Below are 14706 nucleotides of genomic sequence, written 5' to 3'. Positions count from 1 at the left end.
TTCTCCTTTAATAAGAGAGGCATTGCTCTCTTTAAAACATATAGGTTTAATCCTCATCATGCACATCAATATCTTCTGGAATTGGTTCATTGAGGTAGTCCTGGATAAGCTTACGGTATTTCTCCACCTGCTCAAAGTGTGTGTTGAACTGTTCTTTATTGATGAGGTACTGTTTTCCATCATGAAGAGAACGAATTCGCCCGTTCAATACCAGTGCTTTTACTTTTGACTCATCCATTGATAAGAATTCTGCTGTTTCCTCAATGTTAAGATACATCTATTTCCCCTCTTTACTTATACATCATGTGATTATTTGAACTATACTAGTATAACAGAAGAGCAATGCACATGTACAAACACCCTCCAGCATGAAGCATGTTTGGAGGGTGTTTGTATTACTGTTTCAGCACATCTTGATAGTCTGAGGTTTCCTCTAATTTCTTTTTGGCATAAGAGCATTGGGGAACGATTTTTCTTCCATCCTGTCTGGCTTGCTCTACGACCCGTTCCACAAGCTTACCGGCAAGTCCTTGGCCTTGTAGCGATTCAGATACTACAGTATGATCAATGACAATGTCACCGTTCTCTGAAAAGGTATAGCCAATTTCAGCATCGGGATTTGTTTCACTCTCGCCAACGTAAAATGATTGTGAACCTTCTTTTATTGTAGTCATTTTTGTATGCTCCTTATCCTTTTTTAAGTCTTTTCCTTTAAATTGTTTTCGTCAAACCAAGCCGTATGTGTAGTGTACGTAATACTTGTTTGCATAGCTTGTATACAGCCGGAAAAAGATGATAAGTACTTACTGTCTAAGTATGACCTTTTAAGTTGAAAGCCTACTGTTCTTTAAAAGTATGTTCAATGGAAAATGTTCTATGTAAAAAACGTACAGATGTTTTATCACCTGTACGTTCTTGCTTATTTTGTAAACCAGTTATAAAGTGCGTCTGATTCAATCGTTAGATGTGGACCGTTAAGTTTAGGAAATATAACTTTTCCTTCCTCCGAAAAGTCAAGATAGCTATCTCTTACCCGCCACATTTGGGATTCACTGGCATAGTATTCATGGTCTGTATAAACTTGGAACCACGTTATGCCACCTGCTTCGTATTCACGTACCGTAATATTTCCAACTTTTTTCTCGAATTCACCGTCGCCATCGCCAACCGCTAATTCAATAAATTTGTAGCCGTCATCCTTTGTATAGAAGTTTAGTTCCTTTCCTTCTGTTACTCTCGTTGAACCATTTGGTGTTGCTTTAAAAGCAACCTCGCCAGTGATGTATGGTGGTCCTTCTTCTTCCGCTTCCTCTTCATCTACTTGTGTTGCGACTACTTCTAAATGAATACTTCCTGTTTTCCCTTGATAAGCAATGTCATTCTCACCGTGTGGCCAATCTACCATAACTCTAAACTGTTCAGAATCCTGTTCAGGATGAAAGGTATTTTCCAACTCCACTTGCTCCCAGACTCCGCCTTTTAAACGTTCGAACTCCAGGTTTATTGGAGATTGTCCATTATCAGGAAATAAGTCACCCGACAATCCAAGGTTAACTTGATACTCTACTGGTACTGTTGTGTTATTTTTGTTAACTGCAAATGCATATACTTCTTTTTTCTCCATGCCAGGTACTAGGTCTTCGTCAAGATCAAACTCTGCGTTACCAATTACCTTGCCTTCTTTATTAACTGCTTCGACATCAAAGTCTGCAGCCTTTGCAATATTGTCTTCACTTGAGAAACCGATTGTAAAATAAGCTACTGTCCCAATAACGGCCATCAATACAAAAGATAAAGCAATTAAACCAAGTGTTAATTTCTTCCTCATTCTTTCTCCCCCTTAGGTTTCATGAAAAAAATATTTAATTCGTACTTTGCTCTCTTCGCTGAACATATAGCTTTCTCATCAAAACGATTGATACGTATAGTAGAGGAATCGCTCCCAGCACAACCAAGCCACTAGGCGACTTTAGAAACATAGCAACAGATCCTGCCATTGGAATATGAAAGGAATAAGCTCCATGAATATCTTCACCCTTTACAAAACCCTCATCTGTCACATTGTTAGCATCACCTTTCGTTTCATATACTGTCCCTTGTGCCGTCATTTGCTCACTGATTATACGGTGTGTGACCAAGGTCCCACCCTCTTGCTCAAACGTAATGATATCTCCAACTTTCACGCTATCAACATCATCAGATAGCACCACCATATCTCCCGCATGAAAAATTGGGTCCATACTGTCAGAAAGGACATTCATTAGCTGGTAACCAAGTACGTTGGCATTGCTACCCGGTTGCTTTACCGTTTGGATCAATGAATAACCAAGTAGAAGAATAAAAACAACTAAGAAAACAATGCCTATGTTCCCCAAGCCTTTCAGTACCTTTTTCAAGTCATAGCCCTCCTTCTCTCCTATGTAGCAAGATGGTACTTCCTCTGCTGTTAATCGTTACAAATCCCTTTTCGTTCTCCACTCTATAAGCAAAGCCAGCAATTATTTTCCCTGTCCCTTACTTACTTGCTCCATCTCCTTTTTTGCTTCAAGAAAAATGGATTCTAACATCGCTTGTACTTCTTCTTTCTCGCTTTCTTCCAAGGTAATTAACAGTTCATCCGCATAATCCTGCAAAGCCTTTACGCGTTGCTCTTTTTCCTCGGCAGTAAATTCCTGCAGCTGTTCTGATGTTCCTTGTAATTCTATTTTTAGCTCTTCTTTTAACCGCTTAGTTTGCTTCATCTGTTCGTCTGCAAGTGCCTCTTCAATCTCACTAATAGCATCCGATTTCTTTTGATCAAACCATCCTGCCAGCATTCCTTTTACACCCTCATCAGCAAACACTACATTTATCCCACTACCTAAGATGATAAAGAGAATAAGAGCGCCAACTAAAAACCGTCTTTTTTTCCGTCGTTGTGTCTGTTGGTGCTTGACCAATCTACTATCTTCCACTATTTGGTCACTCCTTTAATAGAGGGCAACGCCTATGCCAATGCACAGACGTTGCCATCCTTTTATTCTTTGCTTGACATAGAAGAAACAACATCATCTAAAGCAGTTTTTGCTTCATCTTCTAGAGTCTGAGCTGCGGCAGTGATGATTGCCTTTTGTTCTTCTACCAGATCTTCAAGTAATTCTTCTACAACTTCTCTTACATCATTTATTTTAAAATTAATTTGGTTTTTAAGGTTCCTCGTGTTTATTTCTTGCTCGTTATCGACCTCAGCCTCAACTTCCTCTCGAGCTTGTCGAATTGCTTCTTCCAATTCTGAAACTGCAGAGTCTTTCGCTGCAGTCAAATCATCGGTTAATTGTCCAAGTGCTTCTTCTCCTTCTGTACCAGTGAAGGCTGTCAGGTCATTTGTTGCATAATTGACTCCTTCTTCTCCTAATCTCTCAATCTCGAAATACCCTTCCAGGAAGAGATTATAAAACTGGACACCCATGCCTTCTAAAATCTCAGCTTTTGTACCCTCAAGTGATTCGATATGGCTATTTTTCACTTGGGTAATGGCCGCTTCAGCACTTTCGGTTTCGTTTGCTCTCTTTCCATCAATGTCCCCACTAGCATCAGCTTTTAAGCCATTGTATTCTGCAGTAAGCCCTGGCAATTTCCCTTCTCCATATGCTGTTACATCGGCTTCAATTTCAGCCGCTGTTTCGTTAAACAAACCATCATACCAACTCTTCAAATTAGCACCTGCGTCTGTACCTGCTAATGCCGCTCCTGTACCGGAGATCACTCCTACTGTGAGCACACCAACTGCAATTTTCCCTTTTACTGTACGTAATACTTTCATTCAAATACCCCTTTTCTATTTGGTTTCGCTTTTGGATTCCATAAGAATTGATTTTATAATGGCTTTTGTTTCCGCTTCTAAGGATTCATCTAGCTCAGCTTTCTTTTCGTCATGAAAGCTTTGAAACATGTCAGATTCCAACAACGTTTTTTTTGATTCTTCTAGTTGTGTTAAATAGGCTTCTTTTTGTTTGATGATTTCTTTCTTAGCATTTTTGGTAACCGTTACACCATGTGTTTGCAGTTGTTCCGCATTTTCCAACAACGCTGTATCTACCGTTTTTTGCACAACTTCCCTTGCGATTGCAATCGACTGCATATACGTATCAATTTGCTGGGAAGCATCCCACCAGCTGTTTTGTGATGCGTGCTTTTCAGCAAACGCAGTCCCTGCATGCAATAGAACTAGGAGCATTAATAGAGCCACGCCCAACCGCTTCATTCCAATACAACCTTTCCTTTAAGCAAATACATGAATAGATCTCCCCCCTTTTAAGAATCGTATGGGTCTTCGAGTTCTGTTGTTCTATATCAAGAACATTTAAATCGTAGTATAGAACACAAAAGTTTAGAATGCAATCTAGTAAATCTAGTGTTCTATCTCATTTATAGTTAAATATCTCTACATTTCTCTTGTTTTCTCTACTTTTCACCCATGATTATTTTATGCAAAGATTCGTTAGACAATTATTGCAAGGAGAGTTGTGTACCTTGTCGTTTTTTGCTAAACAGTGGATAGTTAAGACACATGGTTGGTCAGGTGTAAATTAGGAGATCTCTGCTATTCCTTTATAACGTTCTACTTTTTGCCTAAAAACTAGAGACATGCGGGATAGAAGTATGGAGTCTGATTAATTTTAATGGGAATGAAGGTTATTCACATTTAGTTCATATTCTGGTTATATACTAAATGTCTAATGTTAAAATAACTGCATTTAGGATGGGCTTACTCCCAGTTAAATGCGAGAATAATGTATGATTGTAACTAATACTTACGGAAAATAGATTTAAAGAGGAGATACATTTTATGACAAGAATCCTAATAGTTGATGATGATAGAAATATATTACAATTTGTCCGACTCGGTTTAGAGCAAGAGGGATATGATGTAATCGAATCAACCGATGGAATAGATGCATTAAATAAGTTGAAGGACCATCCCTGCGAAATAGCAGTAGTCGATGTAATGATGCCTTATATGGATGGAGTATCTTTAACGAAAAAAATCCGGAATAAATATAATATCCCCATTATCATTTTGACTGCCAAAAATCAAATTGATGATAAAGAGACAGCGTTCAAAGCAGGGACAGATGATTACTTGACCAAACCGTTTGAATTGAAAGAGCTCGTATTTAGAATAAAGGCTCTTCTTCGTCGATATCGAATTCCACAGGAAGCTGATAAAACGATTCGACTTGGCAATGTACGACTTTGTCCTGATAATTACTCGCTTATGATTGATGCGAAAATGATTAAATTACCACTTAAGGAATTCGAACTTTTATATTTATTTGCAAAAAACCCTGAGCATGTTTTCTCACGTGAACAATTAATTGAGAATATTTGGGGATTAGATTTTACAGGTGATAATCGGACCGTAGACGTTCATATCAAAAGATTGAGGGAACGTTTCAGAAATAAAACAGTCCCTTTTAACATCCATACAGCGAGAGGTATCGGCTATTCATTGGAGATTAATCGAAAATGAGATCTCTATATTTCACTTTTGCTGCAACGACCATAGGTATCATGTTAATAAGCTTTCTGACTGCATTTTTTCTTTCGAACACTTATTACCAACATTATTTAAAGCCAGATAACGATGAGAAGAATACACAGATTGCAAAGGAGATGTCTGCTTTTATTGAGGAGAATCCGAATGTCGATATTGCACAATATCTTGCGAATGTAGCAGATCTCGGATACCAACTTTATCTGGTCCAACCATCGACAAATGGGGTGTTCTATGGTTCAGATTTTAGGATAAAAGAAATTCCTGATACAGTGATACAAAAAGTACTGGGTGGCGAAACTTATCACGGAATGCTACAGTTTCCCCGTAAGACGTTCGTTACCGGGTTCTTTGCTAATGAATTAACAAATACCATTGGTGTACCTGTAACCTATAATGGAGAAACATATGCACTGTTTATGAGACCTGACATCGAAAAGCTGTTCAGCGAAATGCATTTATTATTCGGCTGGCTATTTCTATTTACAATCATTTTAAGCATTATATTAGTTCTGATCGGGGCCAAATATCTTGTGCAACCAGTAAAGCGATTGAGTGAAGCAACTAGGACATTATCATCTGGTGATTACATTGTTAAAGAAATTGAGACCAACAGAAAAGATGAACTTGGAGAACTGACACGGAGCTTTATTAGAATGGCTGAAAAGATACAACAGAATGAACTTATGCGGAAGGAGTTTATCTCAAATATCTCTCATGATATTCAATCTCCACTATCAAACATAAAAGGGTATAGCGGGCTTCTGAATAATATATTAGGTAAAGATGAAAAAGGGATGGAATATTTAGATATTATTAATAATGAAACCAACCGTATTAGTTCGATGACCAATCAATTGCTGTTGCTCTCATCATTGGAACATGAAGAGCACATGCTGAAGCTTAAAAAATATAATGTTGGTAGACAAATAACTCAGTTGGCACAGCGATACGAATGGAAAATTCACGAAAGCAATCTGATGCTTTCATATGATATTCCTGATGTAGAAATTATTGCTGATGAAAGACTCCTCGATGCAGTATGGGATAATCTCCTTTCAAATGCAATTAAATATAACAGTGAATTTGGCGAAGTTGAAATTGTGCTAACAGAGCTTGAGGAAGACATTAAGGTCAGTATCAAAGATACAGGTATCGGCTTAGATAACGAAGCGAAGAAGCACATATTCGAACGGTTCTACCGAGTGGACTCTTCTAGATCCCAAGAGATAATGGGATCCGGACTGGGCTTGTCAATAGTATTTAAAGTGGTAGAACTGCACAAAGGAACAATTCTTGTGGAATCCAACGAAATCGATAAGGGCAGTATATTCCACGTGATACTACCCAGAAGATAAAGTGAAACTGCAATCAGTGGGGGGGTTCGTTCTTCCCCCACTGATTGTTAGTTGAATGAATCGGGGTGTTAGCGTCCTTTTCCTCCCACTTAAACATCACGGTTTCCCTGCATGTATTGAAGTGGGAGTCTTACGGACGGTTGCACCGAGATAAAAAAACCTCTTTAGTTCATATTGCGTTCATATTCAGAGTATAGAGTATGAAATGTAGATGAAATAAGGAGGTTTTTATTTGTAAAACACAGGTAAAGTTACTGCTTATATTCCAAATTGTTTCAACGCAATTAACACTATAGCAAGATAGCATGTTGCCCCATCTATTAGACGTAGTGTATTACTCTAGTTTAACTACATCCCTTTTTTTACTATTTGCTAAAATACAAAACTAACGGAGGAGGCATAATTATGAAAGTGGCCTGGAAAGAAATAGTAAAATTCAAAACAAGATATCTGATATTGGGAACGATCATATTTCTGATCAGTCTCCTTACAATGACAATCTCAGGACTAGCGAATGGACTCTCTTATGATAATGCGTCACTAATTAAGGATTTGCCGGAAGGTACGTTTTACATGCAAGAAAAATCAGAGGATCAGTACAATCTTTCTCATCTAGATGAAAAGAAAATGAATAAGATCAGAGAAGCTGCGCCAGAAGCAACATTCCTATCTATCCAGATGGGTGAACTTGAAAATGGTAATAAAAATCACAGCGTTGTATTCGTAAGCACTACAAACAGTAGTCTTTTCCCTAAAGTGGAGGAAGGAGAAGTAATTCTAAATAACTCTATTATGGCAGAAGGTGTAAACCAAGGTGATGATTTAACAAACAGTCTGTTAGACAATAAGTTGACAGTAGAAGACTTTGTAGATCAACAGAAATTCAGCCATTCATCCATTGCCTTCATCAACAGCACTGATTTTCAAAAAATGTACAGAACAGATACTTTCCAGATTGCTTTTGTCGAAGGGGATGATACTCCGAAATTTGATGGTTTAACCCAATATAGCAATAAAGATTTTCTGAATACAATTCCAAGCTATAATGCTGAGCAGTTATCTCTCAATATGATTGTCATATTTTTATTGGTCATAAGTGGAATGCTCTTCGGTATCTTTTTCTATATGATTAACGTACAAAAGCTTGGCACCTACGGCATATTGAAGGCTGTTGGGATGAAGACATCCGCATTGTTCAAAATGATGTGGATACAGATGATCATTATTACATTCATTTCACTAATACTCTCAATCGGCATAAGTCAACTGCTCACACTCTTTATGCCAGAGGGAATGCCTTTTCTTTTGACAATAGAGTCGGCTTCTATAATGTCCTTACTATTTCTAGGTATTGGATTTATCGGTGCTACTTTATCAGGATTTCAAATTAGTAAAGTAGAACCAATACAGGCAATAAACCAAGGAGGTGTATAGCATGGAAACATTGTCAATCAATAAACTTGTGAAGACATTCAAAGATGGTAACAAGGAAGAGACAATTTTGAAAGGAATTGACCTGGAACTCTCTCAAGGAGAAATCACAGCACTTATCGGAGCATCTGGTTCCGGAAAAAGCACTCTGCTCACCGTAGTAGCAGGCCTTCAGAAATCTACCAAGGGAAAGATTATATTTGAAGACAGAGAACTAACAGAAATGAACCCTACTCAATTGAGAGCCGTACGTGCAAAAAGATTCGGATTTGTTTTCCAGCATGCACACCTCGTACAATTTCTAACAGTCCAGGAACAACTACAACTGATGGTGGACACCGCTGAATTGAATTGGTCGAAGAAAAAGAGAGAAGAAGAAATCAAAAGTGTATTGCAAGCAGTGGATATGTGGAGTCATAAGGACAGCTATCCAGATAACCTGTCTGGTGGGGAAAAGCAGAGGGTCGCTATTGCACGTGCGATCATCCATCAGCCGAGTATGCTATTTGCCGATGAACCCACCGCCAGCCTCGATTCAAAGCGCTCAATAGAAGTGATAGAGTTGCTTAGGTCCTTATCAAAAGAGCGGAACCATACTGTTCTAATGGTTACACATGATACAGACATGCTAAAATACGCCGATCGTACTGTAATCATGAAAGATGGCGTGATTAGCGAGTCCTAATTCATTACATGTTTGAATGAACCCCCACTTAAATGGACGTTTGAAGTGGGGGTTGTCTTTCTTCCCCCACTGTCTCATAGTTTCACCTAATAGAACAATCTACCTTTTCATTTAACTATTAACAATTAAAGATTTACCTCTTTGCGCTCTTCCAAAAACCTTGATCTTTCCTCGGGGGAGGGCAGTTTACAACTTTCCCTTTTGCCAAACCACTTATATCGGTTCCTGGCCACAATATTATAGAAGAAATCTCGTATCGGCTTTGGTATTACAAGCAACACAGAAAATACCTTCCATAATCCTTTCAAGTTTTTACATATTTTTAATGCGGCAGTAGACTTGGTGTAATAGGTACCCTCCTCAATTAGAATCATACTATCTAGGGAAGGATCAATCTTGTAATATTCCTTCACTCGTTCACCGGCCCCACTTTGCAACGAGGCAAATGTAAACTTAGCTTCTGGGTCTCTTTTCATTACAAATTGTACACTTCTATCACAAAAGTTACATACCCCGTCAAACAAGATAAGCCTCTGCATTCTCTCACCATCCTCATGGAAACTCTGCTAGCATTAATTTTCCCTGTATCATGCCTGTAAAGTGAACCTTCAATCAGTGGGGGTTTTTCTTTCTTCCCCACTGATTGTTAGTTGAACGAATCGGGTTGTTAGCGTCCGTTTACTCCCACTAAAAACTTACCGTTTTACTTTATGTTTTGAAGTGGGAGTCTTACGGACGGTTACACTGCGATAAAACAACGTTCTAGAAATGATAGAATCATGAGTAGTCAAAATTGGGGATTTATCACTTCCGCATCTTCCCCTACTCTGTCTCATCAAGATCTCTTTCCAATTCCTGTTCAGATAGCATCGGTAAGTATTGTAACGTCTGGTATTTTTCATCAATATCATAGACGCCATTCTTTTGATAGTATCCCCCTTCTGGTAGCGTCTCTTCTTCGGCCTCGTTTAAGGGGTACCAGCCTATCCTCATATGCGCATTACCAGTGATGAATTCTTGCAAATAATCTACCTCTTCTAGCCGATAATAGTTTTTTAGCGTGATTGCCCATTCTTCTGGAATTTGCTTTACCCCGTAGGTGTGTTCTTTTAAAGAATAAATCTCTTCAAACTGAAATTGGGGCTCATAATGCTCTACCTCATTCATTTCATAGTAATGTCGTGGTCGATGCATATAGATGCCTAATTTATCTGTTTCCATAGCTGGATGGATATTCCATACTATATACGCTTCTTCTGGATCTTCTTTATCTATTCTCCAAATTTTTGGTAACAAGCTATTCTCTACAATAGTCAGCTTCCATTTATGGTTTTTCCATTCCCAAAAGCTTGCGCCCATATAGTTATCTTCTGAGATAAACGGTACAAAAGCATGAGAATCTGTCACTTTTATTATTTCCTGCACTACATCCACTTTCGCTTCAGGGTACACCTCATTTATTAGCTCTTTTGCTTCATCTGTCGTATAAAATTCTTCTGGAGAAGACGGATAAAAGTAATAAAGGAGTGTTCCTGTAGCTGCTAAAACAATCAATATTGCTAGAGGGATCATCTTTTTCATTCGTTACTCTCCTCCTTTAAGATAGAAGTTGGAGAGCGATAATAATAATGCGCTTCTGGCGTTGAAATGAGCCAACCCTTGCCATCATCCTCTATAAATACCATGGTGTCGATTCCAATGCCCCATTTTGGATCAATGCCAGTTATAAGATAGGGGAAACGTTCTTCTTCGTCATATAGACTGTCTATCCATTTCTCATTTCTTAGCTTTTGTTGTTCGAGATTAGAGAGTGCATCGTTTAGTATTTCTTTATGTAAAGTCTTCCCTTCCGCACTGATGAAGTTGGTGGTAATTAATTCTGGCTGGTGGATATTGGCTAAATAAGTTTCTGGTTCATTTGGATAAAAAAAGGCTTGGATTGGCTGGCTTAGCAGTGTTGTAGCTAACAAAATATAGCTTCCCAAAAAGCCGGTCCAAGCATATTTACGGTACCAATGCCAATTGCGCCTTTTTATAAGAAATTCGAAATATATTATCATAACGCCTATTGGGATAACAGGGACCGAGTAGGAGGCGATTTCATATTGGATATTGAGAAGACCAATAGAAGTAATGATTAGGATCAGCCACGGCTTCGGATTCCCTTTTTCCCTTCTTTTATAAAGATAATATACCAATAAAAGAATGCAACCAATCCCCAAAATCGTCATGATGAGTTCAACTATTTTTATATTTTCCATTTCAAACAATCCTTTGTCTAACAGTTTCCCTTATACAACAGCATTTTCTACAATCGAAAATGTTCCTTGCTGACAATTTATCTCTCCCTTCACTCCATAAGGCAAGACAATTTTTGGCTCTGTATGCCCAAAATTTAGATTATAAAGTACTGGCATTTTTTCCAGCCCATTTTCCTTAAGGACTAGGCGAATGGATTCTTTATATGCCTCATAATGCGTCTCATCCTGTGGTTTACCAAAGATGATCCCTTTGGCTTTTTCTAAGATTCCTTGAGCAGCATAGTTTCGTAACCAAAAGATGAGCGATTGTGGGGCTGGTTTGTCTTCTGAAGTTTCAAAGAACAGGATAGCATCTTCCCAATAAGCTTCCTCTGGCCAAATTTTAGTTCCTTTTGCAAATTCAAGAACTTCGATACAGCCGCCGATTAATCGACCTGTTACAGTTCCTTCCCCTTGTAGCAACTCAAACCCTTTGTTTTTCTGCTTTTTTCTTTTCTGATCCTTATTCGAAATATCCCACTCTAAAAATTCGCTAGTCCACTCATCCGCTGGTAATATTTCACCTACAGCGCTATCTTGAAACAATGTTCGTTTTATATGATCGACTGTATAAGCATCCATCTCTACATTTTCAGCAAAGTCTGTTAAAATCGCAGGCCCATAAAAGGAAGAGAGCCCTGCCTTGTGACAAAGCAAATGGGAGATTGTTACATCGGAATAGCCCATAAAGATCTTCGGATTATGGCGGATGATGTCAAAATCAATATAGGGAAGCATTCGTATGCTATCACTACCACCGATGTTAGCGATAATTGCTTTTATGCTTTTGTCCTGAAATGCCTCCATTAAATCTTGCGCTCTTGCTTCCGGATGGGAATCGATATAGTCCGTCCCTTTTAAGCTATGCGGCATTGCCACCACCTGTAGACCAAAGACTTCTTCTAGACGCTTTACACCTTGTTCATAACGCCACCTTATTTCAGGGTCGCCTGCTCCCCCCCATGAAGGACTTATGGTAGCAACCTTGTCACCAGGTTGCAGTTTGTTCGGTTTTGTCAGCATAGTTCAACACCCTTCCAATATTATTTTTCACAAGAAAACAGAAGGAACAGAGGGATTCTCTTTCTTCTTTCAAACTCTTCTTCTGTTTTAAAATTCTTCCGCTCAGGAGGACATTCACTTAGGTTCTTTATTTGGAACCCCGCCCCCGTTAGCAGACGAAAATATTCTTCTATTGTTCGATGGTATTTCACTACCTCTTGATCAATCCAATTTTCCACTCTTCCATCTAAATCAAAGTAATGGTCTACATTCCAGCTCGTTCTTTTGCCCTCCAAAGCTCCGTGTTTTGATGCTGTTAGCACTGGATGCTGGACACTAAAAATAAACCTACCATCTGCACGTAATGCCTGATAAACTCTCTCAAAAATGCCTGAAAGGTCTTCTATATAATGAAAAACAAGTCGAGATGTAATCAAGTCATAGCGGTTTGTCGGAAAGTTCCAGTTTTCTAATGGCGCATGATGAATAGAAGCAGATTCATTTGAAAGGTTCTCTCTAGCAGCTTCCACCATTTTGTCTGAACCATCTACCGCCTCATAGCCTTTGCAGCCGGCTTCTAAAAGATCTAGTCCAAACAAGCCGTCTCCACAGCCTAGATCAAGAATTTCACTACCTTTCACGTCACCGATAAACCGCCTCAATGCGGGGTACTCCATTATGTTGTTCGGACTCTCTTTGCGATTCCGTCTAGCAATGTAATTTCTATTAAACTCTTCATTATCGTATACAGCCGATCCCTTATATCCCAACGACTCTCCCCCTTATAACTCTCTCCCAATCAAATTAGCTGATACTGGTTTCTTATTTAACTCTCTTGCCCACACGGATAGCTGCCCAATATGATGGATCTCATGTACGAGAACATGGTTCATAACGTTTTCTGCTATGTATTCATCCTCCTGCCATGATGCCTTTACCTTTTCCTCCAAGTTTATTTCTTCTAACCTATCTAGAAATGATTCCAATTCAAGTCTCAAGGTATCTGAGAGTTTCTTTAATTTGTTTATGCTTTGATATTCTTTAAAGGAGAACGCCACATCTTCTTTCCCTTCAATAGCACGTATCCAACTGTACTCGACATCGATAATGTGGAAGAGTGTATACAAAATGCTTCCTGTTCCACCAGTCCTTTTCTTGTTTAATTCACTGTCAGGTAATTGGTCACACCAATCGAACCATTCATCGCGGACCTGCCAATTATACTTAAATAACTGTTGCAAACTATCTCCCCCTTTTTTCAATAAAGCGATTACTTATATAAGAACAAACAATTCATACAATTATTATAATTGTAGCAAAAAAAGCAAAACCTTTACATGTGAATTTATTAGAAAAACGTATACATTCGCTCGTCTTTTAGCGAATGTATACGTTTTTCTCATACTTGGTACATAAAAATTTTAACTGCATCGTGATTGCTTCCTAGCTAAAATTTTATTCTTCCTAATGTGTAAAAAAAGAAACCAGCTGACAGTTGATTCTCTTTAATATTATTTTGCGGTTAGCGCAATAGTAGATAACGGGCGAATTGGGAACATGCTTTTATTTCTCTGCAATATACGTATTTCGGATTGAATTAATTTTTTCAGTTTCCCTGGAATTTCTGGTAACTGTTTCAATTCATCTTCAGCAAATTCTAGTGCCATGTCTACTTCCCATTCTCCATCCTTAAGCTTTGGTGAATAAATCGATTCCTCTTTCACCACATTCCAACCTGTGCCTTCTATAATATCTTTGATGTCTTCCACAGTAAAAAGGCTTCGAATGTTTGATTCGCTGCTCTCTTTAAATGCCTCGTATTGCGCTTGCAGAAGAACCGCTAATATATGAGACTGTTGTTCAACATGTTGGATGGCAGGATCCCATTCAGCAAAACATAATTTTTTCCCCCAAATCCTGGATTTCTTCAATATCGCAGCAAGTTCATCAGCGGAACGTAAATACCATGAGGCATGCGAGAATACGATATAATCAAAATGCTTTTCTGGAAAGGTTATATTGTCAGCTAAAACATCGACTTGAAACTGGATATCCATCTGCTTGCCCAATGAAGATGCTAGTAAATATTCTTTTGACTCTCCAAGTGTCACAGGACTTCCATAGTCAGGACCTGCGATATCAATTGCATGGACATGTCCCTTTTCCCCTGTGAAATATGCCAGTACTGCTGTCGTATCACCTTGTCCGCACCCTATTTCTAGAATCTTACTCCCTGCTTCGATCCCCCATGACTCCGCTAGCTTTACGCGATGTTCTGTTTGATCCGTTTGAATTTCCCCTTTAACTGCCATACATGCTGCTATTTCCGAAACGATAGACTCTCTCATCTAACTCCCCCTTTTCTTTGTGGACGTTATTCATAAGCTTATCCTT

At 38.7% G+C, this 14706-nt stretch carries 18 protein-coding genes; 4 read left to right on the top strand and 14 right to left on the bottom strand.

From position 1 onward, the window contains the following. Positions 1 to 46: 46 nt before the first annotated feature. The 7 genes from K3T81_RS12045 to K3T81_RS12015 all read right to left on the bottom strand — a co-directional run bounded on the left by K3T81_RS12045 (position 47) and on the right by K3T81_RS12015 (position 4243). Positions 47 to 277 (bottom strand): excisionase family DNA-binding protein, encoded by a 231-nt coding sequence (locus K3T81_RS12045; RefSeq protein WP_036577402.1) that lies wholly within the window; start codon positions 275 to 277, stop codon positions 47 to 49. A 118-nt stretch (positions 278 to 395) separates the two neighbouring features. After that, positions 396 to 674: a GNAT family N-acetyltransferase gene (locus K3T81_RS12040; protein ID WP_106895925.1), complete on the bottom strand. Its 279-nt coding sequence runs from the start codon at positions 672 to 674 to the stop codon at positions 396 to 398. Positions 675 to 919: 245 nt separating this feature from the next. After that, positions 920 to 1828 carry a hypothetical protein gene (locus K3T81_RS12035; protein WP_106895924.1) on the bottom strand — a complete coding sequence of 303 codons (909 nt, stop codon included), beginning with the start codon at positions 1826 to 1828 and terminating at the stop codon, positions 920 to 922. Positions 1829 to 1862: 34 nt separating this feature from the next. Then, positions 1863 to 2396 (bottom strand): signal peptidase I, encoded by a 534-nt coding sequence (locus tag K3T81_RS12030; RefSeq protein ID WP_238020318.1) that lies wholly within the window; start codon positions 2394 to 2396, stop codon positions 1863 to 1865. A 102-nt stretch (positions 2397 to 2498) separates the two neighbouring features. Continuing rightward, complete coding sequence (locus tag K3T81_RS12025) at positions 2499 to 2954, bottom strand: hypothetical protein (protein ID WP_238020317.1); 456 nt, start codon at positions 2952 to 2954, stop codon at positions 2499 to 2501. Between the two features lie 62 nt (positions 2955 to 3016). Next, on the bottom strand, positions 3017 to 3802 hold the full coding sequence (locus K3T81_RS12020; protein ID WP_161465131.1) for a hypothetical protein: 786 nt from the start codon (positions 3800 to 3802) through the stop codon (positions 3017 to 3019). 15 nt (positions 3803 to 3817) lie between these two features. Next, positions 3818 to 4243 (bottom strand): hypothetical protein, encoded by a 426-nt coding sequence (locus tag K3T81_RS12015; RefSeq protein ID WP_238020316.1) that lies wholly within the window; start codon positions 4241 to 4243, stop codon positions 3818 to 3820. Between the two features lie 585 nt (positions 4244 to 4828). On the opposite strand from K3T81_RS12015, the gene K3T81_RS12010 reads away from it, so the two are divergent. The 4 genes from K3T81_RS12010 (at position 4829) to K3T81_RS11995 (ending at position 9010) form a co-directional block, all read left to right on the top strand. Next, positions 4829 to 5512: a response regulator transcription factor gene (locus K3T81_RS12010; RefSeq protein ID WP_238020315.1), complete on the top strand. Its 684-nt coding sequence runs from the start codon at positions 4829 to 4831 to the stop codon at positions 5510 to 5512. Next, positions 5509 to 6894 carry a sensor histidine kinase gene (locus tag K3T81_RS12005; RefSeq protein ID WP_238020314.1) on the top strand — a complete coding sequence of 462 codons (1386 nt, stop codon included), beginning with the start codon at positions 5509 to 5511 and terminating at the stop codon, positions 6892 to 6894. The genes K3T81_RS12010 and K3T81_RS12005 overlap by 4 nt, the downstream gene beginning before the upstream one ends. A gap of 405 nt (positions 6895 to 7299) precedes the next feature. Continuing rightward, positions 7300 to 8328, top strand: coding sequence for an ABC transporter permease (locus K3T81_RS12000; RefSeq protein ID WP_106895917.1), 1029 nt, complete (start codon positions 7300 to 7302; stop codon positions 8326 to 8328). Position 8329: 1 nt separating this feature from the next. Beyond that, positions 8330 to 9010: an ABC transporter ATP-binding protein gene (locus tag K3T81_RS11995; RefSeq protein WP_106895916.1), complete on the top strand. Its 681-nt coding sequence runs from the start codon at positions 8330 to 8332 to the stop codon at positions 9008 to 9010. A 125-nt stretch (positions 9011 to 9135) separates the two neighbouring features. Here the strand turns inward: K3T81_RS11995 and K3T81_RS11990 are convergent, their stop codons facing one another. The 7 genes from K3T81_RS11990 to K3T81_RS11960 form a co-directional block, all read right to left on the bottom strand. Then, positions 9136 to 9549 carry a thiol-disulfide oxidoreductase DCC family protein gene (locus K3T81_RS11990; protein WP_106895915.1) on the bottom strand — a complete coding sequence of 138 codons (414 nt, stop codon included), beginning with the start codon at positions 9547 to 9549 and terminating at the stop codon, positions 9136 to 9138. A 283-nt stretch (positions 9550 to 9832) separates the two neighbouring features. Further along, entirely contained in the window at positions 9833 to 10591 is a 759-nt protein-coding gene (locus tag K3T81_RS11985) for a hypothetical protein (RefSeq protein WP_238020313.1), read from the bottom strand. Further along, positions 10588 to 11271, bottom strand: coding sequence for a hypothetical protein (locus K3T81_RS11980; protein WP_238020312.1), 684 nt, complete (start codon positions 11269 to 11271; stop codon positions 10588 to 10590). The genes K3T81_RS11985 and K3T81_RS11980 overlap by 4 nt, the downstream gene beginning before the upstream one ends. 30 nt (positions 11272 to 11301) lie before the next feature. Continuing rightward, entirely contained in the window at positions 11302 to 12333 is a 1032-nt protein-coding gene (locus K3T81_RS11975) for a S66 family peptidase (RefSeq protein WP_238020311.1), read from the bottom strand. A 20-nt stretch (positions 12334 to 12353) separates the two neighbouring features. Next, positions 12354 to 13082, bottom strand: coding sequence for a class I SAM-dependent methyltransferase (locus K3T81_RS11970; protein WP_238020310.1), 729 nt, complete (start codon positions 13080 to 13082; stop codon positions 12354 to 12356). A gap of 12 nt (positions 13083 to 13094) precedes the next feature. Further along, the gene (locus K3T81_RS11965) at positions 13095 to 13553 is read right to left on the bottom strand and encodes a DinB family protein (RefSeq protein WP_238020309.1); all 459 of its coding nucleotides are present in this window, start codon (positions 13551 to 13553) and stop codon (positions 13095 to 13097) included. Positions 13554 to 13823: 270 nt separating this feature from the next. After that, positions 13824 to 14660 (bottom strand): class I SAM-dependent methyltransferase, encoded by an 837-nt coding sequence (locus K3T81_RS11960; protein ID WP_238020308.1) that lies wholly within the window; start codon positions 14658 to 14660, stop codon positions 13824 to 13826. Positions 14661 to 14706 lie beyond the last annotated feature (46 nt).

The organism is Oceanobacillus jordanicus (genome assembly GCF_022095695.1).
GTDB classification, from domain to species: domain Bacteria; phylum Bacillota; class Bacilli; order Bacillales; family Amphibacillaceae; genus Oceanobacillus_B; species Oceanobacillus_B jordanicus.
This window is presented reverse-complemented; position numbering and strand designations above follow the sequence as displayed.

What these genes read in the sequence shown, in the direction of transcription:
- K3T81_RS12020 (WP_161465131.1), bottom strand. Translation starts at nt 3,802, where the DNA reads ATGAAAGTATTACGTACAGTAAAAGGGAAAATTGCAGTTGGTGTGCTC.
- K3T81_RS11990 (WP_106895915.1), bottom strand. Translation starts at nt 9,549, where the DNA reads ATGCAGAGGCTTATCTTGTTTGACGGGGTATGTAACTTTTGTGATAGA.
- K3T81_RS11980 (WP_238020312.1), bottom strand. Translation starts at nt 11,271, where the DNA reads ATGGAAAATATAAAAATAGTTGAACTCATCATGACGATTTTGGGGATT.
- K3T81_RS11985 (WP_238020313.1), bottom strand. Translation starts at nt 10,591, where the DNA reads ATGAAAAAGATGATCCCTCTAGCAATATTGATTGTTTTAGCAGCTACA.
- K3T81_RS12005 (WP_238020314.1), top strand. Translation starts at nt 5,509, where the DNA reads ATGAGATCTCTATATTTCACTTTTGCTGCAACGACCATAGGTATCATG.
- K3T81_RS12040 (WP_106895925.1), bottom strand. Translation starts at nt 674, where the DNA reads ATGACTACAATAAAAGAAGGTTCACAATCATTTTACGTTGGCGAGAGT.
- K3T81_RS11975 (WP_238020311.1), bottom strand. Translation starts at nt 12,333, where the DNA reads ATGCTGACAAAACCGAACAAACTGCAACCTGGTGACAAGGTTGCTACC.
- K3T81_RS11995 (WP_106895916.1), top strand. Translation starts at nt 8,330, where the DNA reads ATGGAAACATTGTCAATCAATAAACTTGTGAAGACATTCAAAGATGGT.
- K3T81_RS11960 (WP_238020308.1), bottom strand. Translation starts at nt 14,660, where the DNA reads ATGAGAGAGTCTATCGTTTCGGAAATAGCAGCATGTATGGCAGTTAAA.
- K3T81_RS12035 (WP_106895924.1), bottom strand. Translation starts at nt 1,828, where the DNA reads ATGAGGAAGAAATTAACACTTGGTTTAATTGCTTTATCTTTTGTATTG.
- K3T81_RS12015 (WP_238020316.1), bottom strand. Translation starts at nt 4,243, where the DNA reads ATGAAGCGGTTGGGCGTGGCTCTATTAATGCTCCTAGTTCTATTGCAT.
- K3T81_RS12000 (WP_106895917.1), top strand. Translation starts at nt 7,300, where the DNA reads ATGAAAGTGGCCTGGAAAGAAATAGTAAAATTCAAAACAAGATATCTG.
- K3T81_RS12045 (WP_036577402.1), bottom strand. Translation starts at nt 277, where the DNA reads ATGTATCTTAACATTGAGGAAACAGCAGAATTCTTATCAATGGATGAG.
- K3T81_RS12010 (WP_238020315.1), top strand. Translation starts at nt 4,829, where the DNA reads ATGACAAGAATCCTAATAGTTGATGATGATAGAAATATATTACAATTT.